Raw genomic sequence first — 14,395 nt, 5'->3', positions numbered from 1 at the left:
TTGTAGTAATGCTAAGAGGGCTGTACACGGCTGCATCCGGTATGATTTCGCAGCAGCGCAAGCATGATATCGTCACCAACAATATAGCCAATGTGAATACACCCGGGTTCAAGCAGGGCAACGGAATTAACCGTTCGTTTCCGGAGATGCTCATCTCGCGGGTGCGCAGCGGTCAGGGCGAGCCCGGATCGGTTCCGATCGGCCGCCTGAATACCGGCGTTATGGCGGAGGAGAACGTCTCCGTTCATGCGCAGGGCGATATTCAAGAGACGCACAATCCGTTCGATTTTGCACTCATCTCGAACATTCAAATTGCCGGCGCAGCATTCGATGCATCCGGCAAGTATGTGGATGCGAACGGTCAACGGGTTATTCAGCCCCAAGCTTTTTTTACGGTTGAAAATGCGGATGGCGAGCAGAGATACACGTTGAACGGAAAGTTTTCCGTCGACGGTACCGGCCAGCTGATTACGCCTGACGGCTATCGGGTCATCGGCAGCGACGGCCAGCCGATTCTGCTTATTGATCCTGTCACGCAGACGCCTATTAGCAACTTTCATATAACCAAGCAGGGACAGTTCACGAACGAGGACGGAATACCTATTCAAACAGCTAACAATCAGCCGATGAGTCTGCTTATTAGCCGCATTGAGGATCCGAACCATCTGGTTCGCGAAGGCAACGGCCTTTACCGCCTGATTCCAGGGGAGGAAGGACTGGCGCGCGCGACTACGGTGGACGATCAGGTGGAGATTAGGCAAGGATATGTGGAGCGTTCGAATGTGGATTCGAGCCAATCGATGGTTGACCTGATGTCGGCGCTTCGGGCCTACGAGGCGAACCAGAAGGTTATCCAATTTTATGACCGCAGTATGGACAAGGCTGCCAACGAAGTCGGACGGGTGTAGCGTAAACTTTGTATTTGGCTTACGAAGTCAGTTTCGCTTTAGCGAAACTCAGCGGATGCTTACGAAGCGGTTTCGCTAAAGTGAAACTTAACAGCAGATGCTTACGAAGCAGTTTCGCATTAGCGAAACTTGGAGGAGGACACATGAACCATTCGATGATCAACTCATCCGTATCCATGCACGCACTGCAGCAAAAGCTGGATATGTTATCCAACAATATCGCCAACGTGAATACGACAGGCTATAAGCGCAAAGAAGCTTCGTTCCAGGACGTACTGACCAGCGTCAAGCAGCAGCCGAAAGGCTTTGTCAAGGAAGGTCGTCTATCCCCATTAGGTTATAACCAAGGCTGGGGGGCCAGACTCGTTCAAGCGCAGCTCAATATGACGCAAGGATCTTTACAGGCTACGGAAAGCCCCTTGGATGTTGCCATTGAAGGTAATGGCTTGTTTGAGATTAATACGTTTACTCGTGACGCAAACAATAACCCGGTACCGCAGACGCTTTGGACGCGTAACGGTTCCTTTGAAACGAGTCCTTCGAACGATCCGGCCGACCCGGACCTGTTTCTAACAACCAAGGACGGACAGTATGTGATGGGCGCTGACAATAACCCCGTCCGCATTCCTGCCGATCATAGCGTTCAGATTCAAATCGATGGCAGAATACTCGCTTCCAGTAATTTGGACAAGACATCTCCGCCCGTTGAAGCGGGCCAAATCAAGCTTGTTCGCGTTATCCGGCCGCAGCTGCTCCAGGAATTGGGAGACAATCTGTATCAATTGCCGACCGGAATAGCGAATCGTGAAGAAGTGCTGCAAACGGTTGACGACACGAATAATTCAATTGATCCGATCACGATGAGACAAGGCTTTTTGGAAAACTCGAACGTTGCTCTGGCTGATGAAATGACGGACCTGCTGTTGGTGCAGCGCGCATTCCAATTAAACTCCAAAGCTATTACATCTTCGGATACGATGATGGGTTTGGCGAACAATTTGCGCGCCTAGCGGGATCTTTGAAGCGGGGTAGGTGCGTATGACAGATACGGAAGAAAAAAAGGCCAAGACCAAAGCGAAAGCCCGCTCCTCGAAAAAGAAGCGGCGGAGAATTTGGGTGATCGCCCAGTGGGTAGGCATTCCTTTTTTATGCATAGCGGCACTGGCAGCCGGCTTGGTCATAGGATACGTATATATAGGCAAGCGTCCGATGGAAGAAGTGTACGATATCGAAACGTGGCGCCATATTTATGACTTAGTATTTGCGGAAACAAAATAGAACGATAGAGGCTCCCTTGCCGGGAGTTTTATTTTTGCCTTAACAACGGTATAATGTATGGATGGGATGAACATCCAACCTAAGCCGGGAGGAGACAATTTGCATATGTGGAACCTGCCAAATATTTTAACCGTATGCCGATTTTTGCTCATTCCCGTCTATTTGTTTGTATTCGAATCGGGATTTATCCGGACCGCTTTTTTCATTTTGCTGTTGGCCGGCTTGACCGACGTATTGGACGGTTACATTGCGCGGAAGCGAAAGATGATTACGCAGCTTGGAAGCATGCTGGACCCGTTGGCAGATAAAACGATGATGATCGCTGTTATCCTCTCTCTCGTTTTTTCCGGGATGATTTCCTGGGAGGCGGCGGCCGCCATGTTTTTAAGAGACGCGGGGATGATTATCGGTTCGGCCATTTTTCATTTTCGCGGTAAGCAGACCGTGCCGGCAAATGTAATGGGCAAGCTGACGACGGTATTGTATTATTTGGCTATCCTCCTTGTTATTTTTGAATACAAGTATGCGGAAGCTTGTCTGTGGCTCGTTATCTTCATCTCATTTTTAACGTCCATTATTTATATTTTTCAGTTTAAAAGCTTAAACAAGAACGAAAGCGAAAGCTCCTGAGCGACGCCCGCTTTTAGCCCGACAAGGATCAACGGCTTTGCCGTCCTTCGAGAACGAGCGCGTTTGTCAAGGTTGTGCGAAGCGAAGTATTTAAAAAAGAGCTTATGTCCAAGCCGCCGCTCCGGGCACCCCGTTCATAAGCTCCCTTATATCAACCTTCACTACTGCAGATCATGAAGGGATATTCCTAGTGTAAGTTGAATGAACTGATTTTATACTCTACGTGAAGGGAGCATTTAACATTGTTGGATGCAATGCAGATTCAAGAAATTATTCCCCATCGCCCGCCTTTCTTGCTGGTAGACCGTATTTTGGAGATGGAGGCAGGGGTACGTGCGGTCGGGTTGAAAAATGTAACGATTAATGAGCCCTTTTTCGTCGGGCATTTTCCTTCTTATCCCGTGATGCCGGGGGTTCTGATAGTAGAAGCTTTGGCTCAGGTAGGCAGCGTCGCAATGCTATCGCTTGAAGCCAATAAAGGGAAGCTCGGTTTTTTTGCAGGCATCAATGAGTTCCGCTTTCGCGGGCAGGTCGTGCCGGGGGACACACTGATCCTCGAAGTATCGATTACCCGTTTAAAAGGCAGCATCGGGAAAGGCCAGGCTGTGGCCAAAGTAGGCGACAAGGTTGTTGCCGAGGGCGAATTGATGTTTGCGCTGTCCGATCCGAAGTAATTGCAGTTTCAAATATATCCGATGAGGGAGTTGAACTATGACAACGCCATTTCGTGTTCAAGAACAATACAAGCTATGGCTGAACGATCCCGCGATCGACGATTCCACCAAAGCGGAGCTTGCAAGCATTACCGACCAGCCGAAAGAAATCGAGGATCGGTTTTACCGCGACCTTGAGTTCGGTACAGGCGGACTTCGCGGGGTGATCGGGGCTGGAACGAACCGGATTAATTTGTACACGGTTGCGCGGGCTACTCAAGGGCTGGCCCAGTATGTCAACAAGCAGGGAAAACCGAGTCCGTCCGTTGTTATAGCCTACGATTCCCGAAACCAGTCTCCGGAATTCGCATTGGAAGCCGCCAAAGTTTTGGCGGGTAACGGAATTAAAGCATATGTGTTCGAATCGCTCCGTCCAACGCCGGAACTTTCCTTTTCCGTAAGAGCGCTGCAGGCGGACGCCGGTATCGTCGTTACCGCAAGCCACAATCCGCCGGAATACAACGGGTATAAAGTATATGGCCAGGATGGCGGCCAGCTTGTGCCGGATCAGGCGGAGCAGGTCATCGCCGAAATTCAGAAGGTGCAGGCCTTTGCCGATGTGCGTCGCGATACCCGTGCGCATGCGGAATCTCAAGGTCTTCTTCAATGGATCGGCCAGGAGCTCGATGAACAGTACATACAGGCTGTCGTTTCGGTCAGCCTTCATTCCGACATCGTGAAGCGGATGAGCGACGATTTCCGTATCGTCTACACCCCGCTGCATGGCGCAGGCAACAAATCCGTTCGCGCTGCGCTGCATGCTATCGGATTTGAGCAGGTGGAAGTTGTGGCCGAACAGGAGCTGCCTGATGCGAAATTCAGCACCGTCAAGTCGCCGAATCCGGAAGAAAAGGATGCCTTCGCACTGGCGATCCGGCAAGCCAAGCAGATCGACGCCGATATCATTATCGGTACCGATCCCGACTGCGACCGGATGGGAGCGGTTGTGAAGGATGCCAACGGCGAATATTTCGTGCTGACCGGCAACCAATCCGGAGCGATCATGGTTGACTATTTGCTGGGCAGCCTTCAAAAGCGCGGTACGCTTCCTGCGAACGGCGTTGTGATCAAAACGATTGTTACGAGCGAGATGGGTGCTGTGGTTGCCCAACATTATGGCATCGAGACGTTGAATACGCTAACGGGCTTCAAATATATCGGCGAAAAAATGACGCAGTTCGAAGCGACGAAGGAAGCGCAATTTTTGTTCGGATATGAGGAGAGCTACGGCTATTTGGCCGGAACTTATGCAAGAGATAAAGATGCCGTTATTGCAGCCATGCTGATTTGTGAAGCGGCAGCTTACTACAAGCATAAAGGCCAATCTTTGTATGAAGCGCTGCAGGATTTGTACCGACGCCACGGTTATTTCCTGGAGCAGCTGGAATCGCGGACGATGAAAGGCAAAGACGGGGTCGAACAAATTCAGGCGATTATGGATGATTGGCGGAGCAAGCCGCCTGTGGACGTCAACGGACAGCGGGTTGTCAAAGTCGAAGATTTTTTACAAGGCCTTTACGGATTGCCGGTTGAAAATGTTCTTAAATATACGCTTGCCGACCATTCGTGGTTTTGCCTTCGTCCTTCCGGCACGGAGCCGAAAATCAAAGTGTATTTCGCCGTTCGCGGCACTTCTGCACAAACCGCCACAGACGCGATTCACGGATTGGTACACGCTGTGATGAGCCGGGTAGACCAATAACAATTAGGAGTGAACGCGTTGAACGGGCGTTACTTGCAATGGAACCAAAAAAGTATGAGATGGTTATGGCTGCTTGTGGTCTTAGGCGTTTTGGCTTCTTTGCCGATCGCTTACGAAAGATTCAATACGGAGGATCACACCGCGCGCAAAGTAGAGTTTGTGTTCGATTATCGCGATTTGCTGGAAATTTCCGATTTTCAGTCCGATCCAAGAGCATTTGTTAACGATCAAATAAAGCTGTTGAAAAAATCAGGCGTCCATTCGATGTCAGTATATGAAGCGACGCTTTCGGAACTGAAGTTATCCCGGCGTATCGAGGTGTTTACGTCGCATGAAGCGATGGCGTTAACGCAAAGTCCCATATCGCCGAATGAAAATTTCACCTACATACTGTTTGCCGGAAAAGAAGCTCAGGAACGGCTGCAGCCTTTGATCGCTGCGACCTTCACCAGTGTCAATGTCAAAACGCGTCCCTGGAGCTTTAAAAATCAGGCGGGCATGATCATCGAGATGGGGCAGGAGGAAGCGATGCTGCGCACGATGGATCCTGATCCGATTACGCTTGATATGCTGAAAAGCGAAGGTTTTCAGATCGTTGTCCGCTTGTCGAACCGCAGACCGTTCGATGCCGTGCGCATTGATGCGCTGCTGGCCCAATTTCAGCAGTACGGCATCAAAAGGTTCATTATCGATGGGGAGACTGTCCCCGGCTATGTGAACGACAAAGATTGGGACAACATCGACACCATGGCCGAGCTCATGAAAAAGCATAACATGGGGCTGGCTAACATCGAACTGCAAAAAGCGCAGCAAAAAGGCTTCAATCGCCTGTCCAAAATGTTAGGCTACAACGTGGTCCGGCTTCATTCCTTCACCGAAAAAGACGGCGAGAAGCTGACCGAGAATTTGACGGAAGAAGAATTGCGGACCCGGGTCCAAGAGGTGGCAGACCGGTTTGTTCTGGCCGTAAAAGACCGCAACATCCGGATCGTATTTTTAAATGCGAGGGCCGTAAAAAACGTCGATAAGGGAAAAATATTGCATCCGCTGGCGGCAATAGCCGAAAGCTTGAAAGGTCCGGATGGCGCAATCCCGCGCATTCTGGATGCAGGCTATACGACCGGGATTGCCGAAAAGTTTCAGCCAATGTATCCGGGCTGGCACAAAGTGGCCAAAGGGTTTGTCTGGCTTGGCGCCGTTGCGCTGATCGCTTTAACGATATCGTATTTTGTTCCGGAAATTACGCTGCTCCTGTTTATATTGGGAATGCTGGGCTCCGCAGCATTGTATGTGTACTCGCCGGCTTTGTTCGCGCAAGGGCTCGCGCTTGGTGCCGGTACGTGCGCGCCGACGCTGGCTACGATGCTGGCAATCCGAAGCGCGCGGCAAAGGCATCGTACCAAGACCGGCTCCAGCCTGCTTTTCGCCGTGCTGCTGCTGCTGCGAACCGCACTTATCTCCGCAATGGGCATATGCTTTATTGTAGGATTTCTCAATACGATCACTTATATGCTCGTCATCGAGCAGTTCAGAGGCGTCAGCGCACTGCATTTGGTTCCGATCGTTTTGGTCGTTCTTTATTGGCTGCTGTTCAGTGAGGATTCATCCTATAAAGAGAAGCGGGAAAGAGCGAAAAAACTGCTTTCTTCCTATATAAGTGTACTATGGGTACTAGGTGCGATCGTCGTGGGCGCGGCTGGATATTACTATTTGTCGAGAACCGGGAACGAAGGCCAGGCTTCCGCTTTCGAACGGCTGTTCCGGTCGTTTTTGGAAAATACACTGGGCGTACGTCCAAGAACGAAAGAGTTTTTAATCGCTCACCCGCTATTTTTACTTGGCGCCTATTTGTGTGTGAAATACAGAAATGCGGTTCTGCTTATCCTAATCGGCGTGATCGGCCAAGCTTCTATCGTAGATACATTCGCACATTTGCACACGCCACTGCATATTTCATTCATTCGGATCGTGTACGGCTTATCCTTCGGAATCTTGATCGGCATCGGGTATATTATCGTCTGGGAAATTGTTGCGAGGAGTTGGCGTAGGTGGACACCGTTGTTACTAAAAGGATCGTAGTATCCGGCTATTACGGCTTTGATAACAGCGGCGATGAAGCCGTTTTGCAATCGATCCTGCTTGCTTTGGAGGAACAGGGCAAGGCACAGGGGATCCGATTTGTCCCCGTCGTGCTATCGATCAATCCAGCCAAAACGCATATGACCTATGGCGTCGAGGCGGTGCATAGAATGAAGCTGGGGGAGCTGATTCGTGCGATTCGCGGCGCGGACGGCTTGATTAGCGGAGGAGGCAGCCTGCTGCAGGATGCGACCGGGGTCAAAACGATTCCTTATTATTTGGCCGTGATCAAAATCGCGCAATGGCTAGGCAAGCCGACCTTTATATATTCGCAAGGAATCGGTCCCGTCCATCGGGGGCTGTTCTTCGGATGGATTCGCGCGTCGTTTAACCGCAGCGATTTCGTATCGGTTCGTGATTTGGAGTCAAAACAGCTGCTGCAGAGAATGAATGTTTCCCATGATATTGTTGTCGTGCCCGACCCGGTCATGGGGATGCCGCTTGCGGACGGCGCATATAGAGCGGAGGAGCTGCAGCTTGATTCCAAAGCTTCTATTATAGGGGTATCGCTGCGGTTTTGGAATCAGGACCGTTCGGAATTACAAGCCGTATCGGATGCATTAAAGCTTATTTTAGAGAAAAGCGACGCTCATATCCGTTTTCTTCCGTTTCATCTGCCTTCGGATGCGGCCGCTTCAGAGTATGTGATCGATCTATTGGGTAATACATATCGTGAGCGGATTTCGATCGCTGCCCATGTGACACATCCACAGCACATGCTTGCCGAGGTCAGCCGCTGCCGGCTGCTCATCGGGATGCGATTGCATTCGTTAATATATGCTGCTTCCCAGCAGGTGCCGATGATCGGCATTTCCTACGATCCGAAAATTGACCAGTTTCTCAACCGGCTTCAAATGTCGGCCGCCGCTGACACCAAATCCATACAGGCCGAGGTCGTTGCAAACGAAGCTTTACGTTTATTAAAAGACCGGGAAGCCTGGCGTCAGCAAAAGCAGCCGATCATCGAGCGTTTAAAGAACGAGGCTCAGCTGCCTGCGGAGCATATCGCCCTCTATTATATTCGGTCCTAGCCGAATAATTCGACCCCTGATCCGGCATCCTATAGACGGTGGAAACAAATATGGACAGAATCCTTGAAAATAACTATGAAAGCACCCGAAACCCCTTCATATTCCTCAAAAATGATGGTGGTATTACTTGCTCAAACCGAGTATAATTTGAGATGTTTGGGGCTTTTATAGAAAAAAGGGGCTGTGTGGATTAAGATGAATGTTTTGTATGGAATCGGCTTTATTGCCGCATGTTTGATTGCCCTGCTGTTGACGCCGTTGGTGAAACGATTCGCGTTTTGGGTAGGCGCAGTCGATGCGCCCAACCAACGAAAGGTACATAGCCGGATTATGCCCAGGCTGGGCGGACTCGCGATTTTCATGGCCTTTGTAGGAGCGTATTTTGTCATTTCGCCCGCTTTCGAATCGGTGAATACGGATGTTGCGCTCGGCTTGCTGATCGGCGGGACCATTATTGTCATTCTCGGTGCTTTGGACGACCGCTTTGACTTGTCTCCCAAAGTAAAGCTGCTCGGGCAAATCATTGCCGCCTGCGTAGTCGTGTATTCGGGCGTTGTGATTGATTTGGTTAACGTCCCGTTTGGCGACTCGACCATTTCCTTGACCTGGTTGGCCGTGCCGCTAACTATTTTCTGGATTGTCGGGGTAACGAATGCGATTAATCTTATTGACGGCTTGGACGGCTTATCGGCAGGCGTCTCCGGTATAGCGACAACGACCATCTTAATATTGGCCTTAATGATGGGCAATGTGACGGTTGTGCTGTTAAGCGTCATTTTATTGGGCAGTATTGTCGGATTCCTTTTCTATAATTTCCACCCGGCGAAAATTTTTATGGGTGATTCCGGATCGCTCTTTCTCGGGTTCAGCTTGGCTACTTTATCGATTCTCGGATTTAAGCAAGCGACCGTACTGTCCTTGTTGGTTCCGATTATGATTTTGGGCGTGCCTTTATCGGATACGTTCTTTGCTATTCTTCGTCGATGGGTCAACAATTTGCCGATCTCCAAGCCTGATAAGAGCCATTTGCATCACTGCTTGCTTCAGCTGGGCTTCAGCCATAGACTGACGGTGCTGATGATTTACGGAATTGCATCCGTGTTCGGTATCTCGGCGGTTCTTCTATCTTATATGTCCGAGCAGCAAACGATTTGGGGCGTCGTGCTTCTGATCATTATCCTGTTAGCCATATTAGTTCTTGGCGCCGAGGCGATCGGCATTATAAGCCAGACCAAAAAGCCGGTGCTGCGGTTTTTGCAAAAAATTCGCGTGCTGATGGGGGCGCGCTCCCGAATGACAAAATAAAATAAACAAACCCGAGCCAGCCGGTTCGGGTTTTTGTTTATTTTCGAATGAAAATCGGAGCGTTGTTTTCATCGTCCGAAAAGGCGCCAAATCCTTGCGCAGCGCGGGTTTCGATAATTATTCGCGATGGAAAATAGTGAGTGATGACGAAATTGATATATCCGGTGTATACTAAATTTCGTAAGCGAGAACAAGCAAAAAGTGATAGACAAAGCAGCATACTCCGCTTGCAAAAAATGGATTGCAGAAATCATAAAAAGTTTTTTCAAAGAGCGCAACTTTTTAAATGGCACTGCGTTTAATACATTGAAACACAACAAAGAGGCGAAAGAGCTCGTTATTCTTGGATAATTTTCACAAAATAACCTCTTTACCTTACTAGTTTTGCAGTGTATAATGTATGAGGGCGCGCCAGTGCCTAAGCTATCATTCTTATTGTTTACTAGTTTCTGCAATCTTATACATTGCAGACCTTAAATAATTAATCATTTCGCTCAAACTCTGGGAAGGGGGTGAATCGGCTAATGAGGGAATCGAGCTATAATTTATCTAAACAAAACTCTCAACAACCGAAAGATATTCGAGGAGGAGAAAAAAAGGTTATGAAAAAAAGTTTATCTACGATCTTATCCCTTGCTATGGCTTTCTCCATGTTTTCTTCCGTAGCAATGGCTGCTGACGCTGAAGCAGACGCAGCAAAAACATCCGCTGACTTCAAAGACCTGAAAGATCTTGATGCAGCAACAAAAGCGAAATTTGATTCTTTGATCTCGGCTGGTGTATTTGACGGCGTAGGCGACGGCGTATTTGGTCTTAAAGACAAAATGAACCGCGCTCAATTCGCTAAAGTAGCAGCTTTGATCTTCAACTTGAAAGTTGACACTTCCTTGAAAACATCCAGCTTCACTGATGTTAAAGCTGACGATCCGGCTAACGGATACGCTCTTCCTTACATCGAAGCAGTTAAAGCTGCCGGCATCACTGACGGTTACGGCCCTGGCGTATATAACCCAGCTGGCGAAGTAACTAAAGAACAACTGGCTGCTTTCTTGATTCGCGGTATCAACAAAGATTCCGAAGCTAAATCGACTCCAGGCGTAAACGATGCAACTGTTTCCGACTGGGCTAAAGGTTATGTAGCATTGGCTCTTAACTTGAAGCTGCTCTCGAACGGCGCTGACGGTAAATTCGGCGGTACTGCTGCAGCAACTCGCGATCTTTTGGTACTGGGCGCATACGAAGGTAAAGCTCAATACAAAGGACCGGCGTTTGACGGTAAATACGCAATTTCTTCTTTGAAAGCAACCGATGCTAACGTGTTGACTTTGACACTGAACGGCGCTTTGACTGAAGATGCTGCTAAGAACCTGAAAATCGAAGTTAAAAGAGACGGTTCCGTAATGACATCCGGTTACACTACGAAGTGGGATGACAAGAAGACTGTAGCTACTCTGACTTTCGATTCCAAATTCCAAGACAGCAAATATGATGTTACAATCAGCGGTTTGTCCAACATTAACGAGACTGCAAAAACTGCTTCCGTAACAACAACTGTTGAGAAAATCACGAAAATTGACTTCTTGACTGCTTCCGATACAATTCCTTTGGCAAGAGACAAAAACGACAAGCTGCTTCAAAAAGTACGCGTTGATTTCAAAGCGACTAACCAATATGGTGCAAAATCCAAATTGAACGCTAGCAACTTTGACATTCGCGTAAGCGGCGGCAACACTTTCACTACAATTGCTGGTGAACAAGCAATTGAAATTACGGAAGAAGCTGGCACACAAAGAAACGACAGAATTTCCGTAAGCATCTTGCACCAAGACAGCGGAACTCAAGCTAACAAAATCTTTGCAGTTGGCGATGAGTCCATGGTTTCCAAAGTAGAAGTTGGCGACTTGTTGAACTCTGCCGGTACTAAAATTGACAGCATCGAAGCACAAGGCGTTGCTTACCTGGATATCAAAGCATTCGACCAATATGGCTTCCGTATCCAAGACAAAGATATCTTGAACAAGGACGTAACTGTAAATCCTTCCGATAGAGATCTTAAAGTCGGCGAAGATGACAGAAACGCATTCGTGGATAACGTTATCGGCGATGATGCAGCTGATCTGAAACTTCAATCCGTTAACAACGAAGAGAAAGACATCGTAGTTTCCGTCTTTGCTCGTGGCGGTCAGGCTGTAACGAAAACAGTTAAAGTTCTTGCACAAAAAATTCCTGCTTCCGTAGAGTTCGGTGCATACAACTACACATTGGCAGAAGGCGACAAGCCAACTGGCGACGAAGATATGGACCAAAAATTCTATGTACCTCTGATTGTAAAAGACTCCAAAGGTCAACAATTGGATGCAACTGATATTGTCAATGCATTCCAAGGATCCGGTCTGAGAGGCAAGAGCAAATTCAGAATCGACTCCGGCAGCGGACTTGATTTGACTAGAAATGCTGAAATCGAAACTTCGGGTGCTCACAAAGGTCAAATCAAAATTACTGGCGTAGGTAGAAAAGGATCCAGCTACATCCGTGTTAGCCTGGAAGATAAGCCGACTGTAAGTGCACAACTCAACATTTCGATCGGCGAGCCTCGCACAATTGAACAAATTAAATTCTCGACTCAACCTAAGAAATATATGGTTGCAGGTACTGACAGCGAATTTAAACTTAAATTCTACGATCAAAACGGATCTGAAATCAAGTATAGTACAGACCCAGATGCAGATGGTTACTTTGTTCGCTTGTCTTACAGCGGCGGTAACAAAGATGCAACTAAAGGTCAAGAAGTTTATGTAGGATCCAAAGAAGTGGCAGGAACTAATAACCCGCTTCAAGGCAACAGAAAATATGTTCTTTCCACAGTTACTGGTGGAACATATTCGGTAGACTTCCCAGTGCTTACAGATGCGCCTGAGTTCTCTTACCAAAACATCTACGACAAGTCCTTCAAGTTCTACTCGACTAAAAACGATACTACACTTGGAACTAAGGATGCATTGGTAGGAACTTATACTTTGAAAGCAACATTGTACAAAAATGAAAGAAACGGCAAGAACAATCCGGTTGAAGTTAGCTCTGTAACAACTACAATGGATCTTATCAATCCATCTACTCAAGCAGAGCACAAGTTGACTTATGAAGCATACCTTGACAAAGGTGTGAACAACAACACAATTCTTGCTACTGACGATTACCTGGCTGATGGTGCTGGTACAGGTGTAACAGGTGCAACGTATGTGTATAACAACTTCAAGAAGGCAACAAAAGAAATTAAAGTTAGAGCAAAAAGACCAGGCGGCGAAGAAGTTGCAGTTCCATCTGTTATTGTCAGCGCAACTTCCAGCGATCCTAGCGTAGCTTATGCAACTGGTGATCCAGGTAAAACTAACTTTGTAGCTGGTTTGAACGAAGGTACTGCTACTCTGAGCGTTGTATTCCAAGATGCTAAGAAAGAGCAACAATCGAACACAATCAGTCTGACTACGAAAAATGTTGGACCGCAAGTATCCAGCATTGCACTGAAAAGAACTTATAAATCGGTTGACGCTGGCGAACTTGCTACAGGATTGTACCTGTGGGATAACAAGCTTGCTGAGAAAATTACTGTAAAAGATCAATACGGTGACGAGTTCGTGTCTGAGTATGCACCAGGTGCAAACAACGAAGAGAACGGCCATGCTGATCAGTTCTTGTTCAAAGCAGCTTCCGATGCTAAGAGCCAAAACGGTAATGCACTTCTTGGCTTGAGTCTCTATATCACTGATGCAGATTCGTCTCTCTTTGATACAGCTGCTCTGAATAATGGTCAAATTAAATTCAAATCCGGAAGCACATTGCCATCTGGATCCAGCTTCACGGTTAACGTGCTGGCACCAAGCGGTAAAGCAGCTTCCTTCACAGTAACAATTAAGTAATCTATCTAGAAAAAAGGACCCTTCGGGGTCCTTTTTTATTTGTCATCTACAGCTATGCTATAATAGCTGTATGCATGTTACATAAAAAAGTGCGATGCACGTAACTGAGAGGTGAAAGATGCGTAATCTTGCCAAAGTTGTAGTAAGTGCTTGCCTTATTTGGTCATCGACTATCATCATTGTGGATGCTGACGGTGCAACCAACAATACGCAGGCGGGTACGGTTGATGATCCTGTAATTACAAAGAGCTACTTTGATCAAAACATTCAATTGAAGGTTGCGGAAGAGCTAAATAAGCAAAGCATTACCGAAGAAAAAGTTAAACAGTTGATCGCATCCGAATTAGGAAACGGAAAATCCTCCCCGACCACGCCGACTGATACAAAGCCGCCAACGGTGTCAGGCGTGGTCAGCAATGATTTAACAGTACTAAAGCTAGAACCGGGACAAACCTTGTACGGAGGAGCTGGAACTGAAATTATAGTTCGAACCGGTAAAGTAACGGTTGTAAGCTCGGATGAAAACGGATTACCCGATATTACGTCAGGTAAAGATATCGCTGCTGGTTCAACAGTGGAGCTGAACCATATGCTCATAGTCCCTCGCGAAGGTCGTGGAATCAAATCCGATGCAAAGCTAAAGCAGGATATTTATGTGATGGTAAGAGGCACCTATTTGCAGCTTAATGCGGATGGTTCCAAGGTAACACCATAAATTTTACCCCAGATGACAACTGTTTATACGATTCAACCGAGATAGCACGGACATACT

General features: G+C 47.8%; 11 protein-coding genes. All 11 read left to right on the top strand.

Annotated features, from left to right (window positions below; all coding sequences use genetic code 11):
- The first annotated feature begins 8 nt into the window (after nucleotides 1-8).
- Entirely contained in the window at nucleotides 9-908 is a 900-nt protein-coding gene (locus E1757_RS26725) for a flagellar hook-basal body protein (RefSeq protein WP_133233973.1), read from the top strand.
- 143 nt (nucleotides 909-1,051) lie between these two features.
- Entirely contained in the window at nucleotides 1,052-1,918 is an 867-nt protein-coding gene (locus E1757_RS26720; protein ID WP_133233971.1) for a flagellar hook-basal body protein, read from the top strand.
- A gap of 28 nt (nucleotides 1,919-1,946) precedes the next feature.
- Nucleotides 1,947-2,186, top strand: a complete 240-nt coding sequence (locus E1757_RS26715; RefSeq protein ID WP_133233969.1) for a DNA-directed RNA polymerase subunit beta — start codon at nucleotides 1,947-1,949, stop codon at nucleotides 2,184-2,186.
- Nucleotides 2,187-2,291: 105 nt separating this feature from the next.
- Nucleotides 2,292-2,816, top strand: a complete 525-nt coding sequence (locus E1757_RS26710) for a CDP-alcohol phosphatidyltransferase family protein (RefSeq protein WP_133233967.1) — start codon at nucleotides 2,292-2,294, stop codon at nucleotides 2,814-2,816.
- A gap of 242 nt (nucleotides 2,817-3,058) precedes the next feature.
- Nucleotides 3,059-3,490: a 3-hydroxyacyl-ACP dehydratase FabZ gene (gene fabZ, locus E1757_RS26705; protein WP_133233965.1), complete on the top strand. Its 432-nt coding sequence runs from the start codon at nucleotides 3,059-3,061 to the stop codon at nucleotides 3,488-3,490.
- Between the two features lie 37 nt (nucleotides 3,491-3,527).
- Nucleotides 3,528-5,231 carry a phospho-sugar mutase gene (locus E1757_RS26700; RefSeq protein WP_133233963.1) on the top strand — a complete coding sequence of 568 codons (1,704 nt, stop codon included), beginning with the start codon at nucleotides 3,528-3,530 and terminating at the stop codon, nucleotides 5,229-5,231.
- Between the two features lie 18 nt (nucleotides 5,232-5,249).
- Nucleotides 5,250-7,310 (top strand): DUF5693 family protein, encoded by a 2,061-nt coding sequence (locus E1757_RS26695; RefSeq protein WP_133233961.1) that lies wholly within the window; start codon nucleotides 5,250-5,252, stop codon nucleotides 7,308-7,310.
- Entirely contained in the window at nucleotides 7,280-8,401 is a 1,122-nt protein-coding gene (gene csaB, locus E1757_RS26690; protein ID WP_133233959.1) for a polysaccharide pyruvyl transferase CsaB, read from the top strand. The genes E1757_RS26695 and csaB overlap by 31 nt, the downstream gene beginning before the upstream one ends.
- 195 nt (nucleotides 8,402-8,596) lie before the next feature.
- Nucleotides 8,597-9,706 (top strand): MraY family glycosyltransferase, encoded by a 1,110-nt coding sequence (locus tag E1757_RS26685; protein ID WP_133233957.1) that lies wholly within the window; start codon nucleotides 8,597-8,599, stop codon nucleotides 9,704-9,706.
- Between the two features lie 524 nt (nucleotides 9,707-10,230).
- Nucleotides 10,231-13,623, top strand: coding sequence for an S-layer homology domain-containing protein (locus E1757_RS26680; protein ID WP_133233955.1), 3,393 nt, complete (start codon nucleotides 10,231-10,233; stop codon nucleotides 13,621-13,623).
- A 118-nt stretch (nucleotides 13,624-13,741) separates the two neighbouring features.
- Complete coding sequence (locus E1757_RS26675; protein WP_133233953.1) at nucleotides 13,742-14,338, top strand: hypothetical protein; 597 nt, start codon at nucleotides 13,742-13,744, stop codon at nucleotides 14,336-14,338.
- The last annotated feature ends 57 nt before the right edge of the window (nucleotides 14,339-14,395 follow it).

It is taken from the genome of Paenibacillus piri, assembly GCF_004354045.1.
Classification (GTDB): Bacteria; Bacillota; Bacilli; order Paenibacillales; family NBRC-103111; genus Paenibacillus_S; species Paenibacillus_S piri.
The sequence above is the reverse complement of the archived record's forward strand: the minus strand, read 5'-3'. Positions and strand labels throughout refer to the sequence as shown.

Coding starts and splice junctions, on each gene's coding strand:
- E1757_RS26725 (WP_133233973.1), top strand. CDS start 9: ATGCTAAGAGGGCTGTACACGGCTGCATCCGGTATGATTTCGCAGCAG.
- E1757_RS26720 (WP_133233971.1), top strand. CDS start 1,052: ATGAACCATTCGATGATCAACTCATCCGTATCCATGCACGCACTGCAG.
- E1757_RS26715 (WP_133233969.1), top strand. CDS start 1,947: ATGACAGATACGGAAGAAAAAAAGGCCAAGACCAAAGCGAAAGCCCGC.
- E1757_RS26710 (WP_133233967.1), top strand. CDS start 2,292: ATGTGGAACCTGCCAAATATTTTAACCGTATGCCGATTTTTGCTCATT.
- E1757_RS26700 (WP_133233963.1), top strand. CDS start 3,528: ATGACAACGCCATTTCGTGTTCAAGAACAATACAAGCTATGGCTGAAC.
- E1757_RS26685 (WP_133233957.1), top strand. CDS start 8,597: ATGAATGTTTTGTATGGAATCGGCTTTATTGCCGCATGTTTGATTGCC.
- E1757_RS26680 (WP_133233955.1), top strand. CDS start 10,231: ATGAGGGAATCGAGCTATAATTTATCTAAACAAAACTCTCAACAACCG.
- E1757_RS26675 (WP_133233953.1), top strand. CDS start 13,742: ATGCGTAATCTTGCCAAAGTTGTAGTAAGTGCTTGCCTTATTTGGTCA.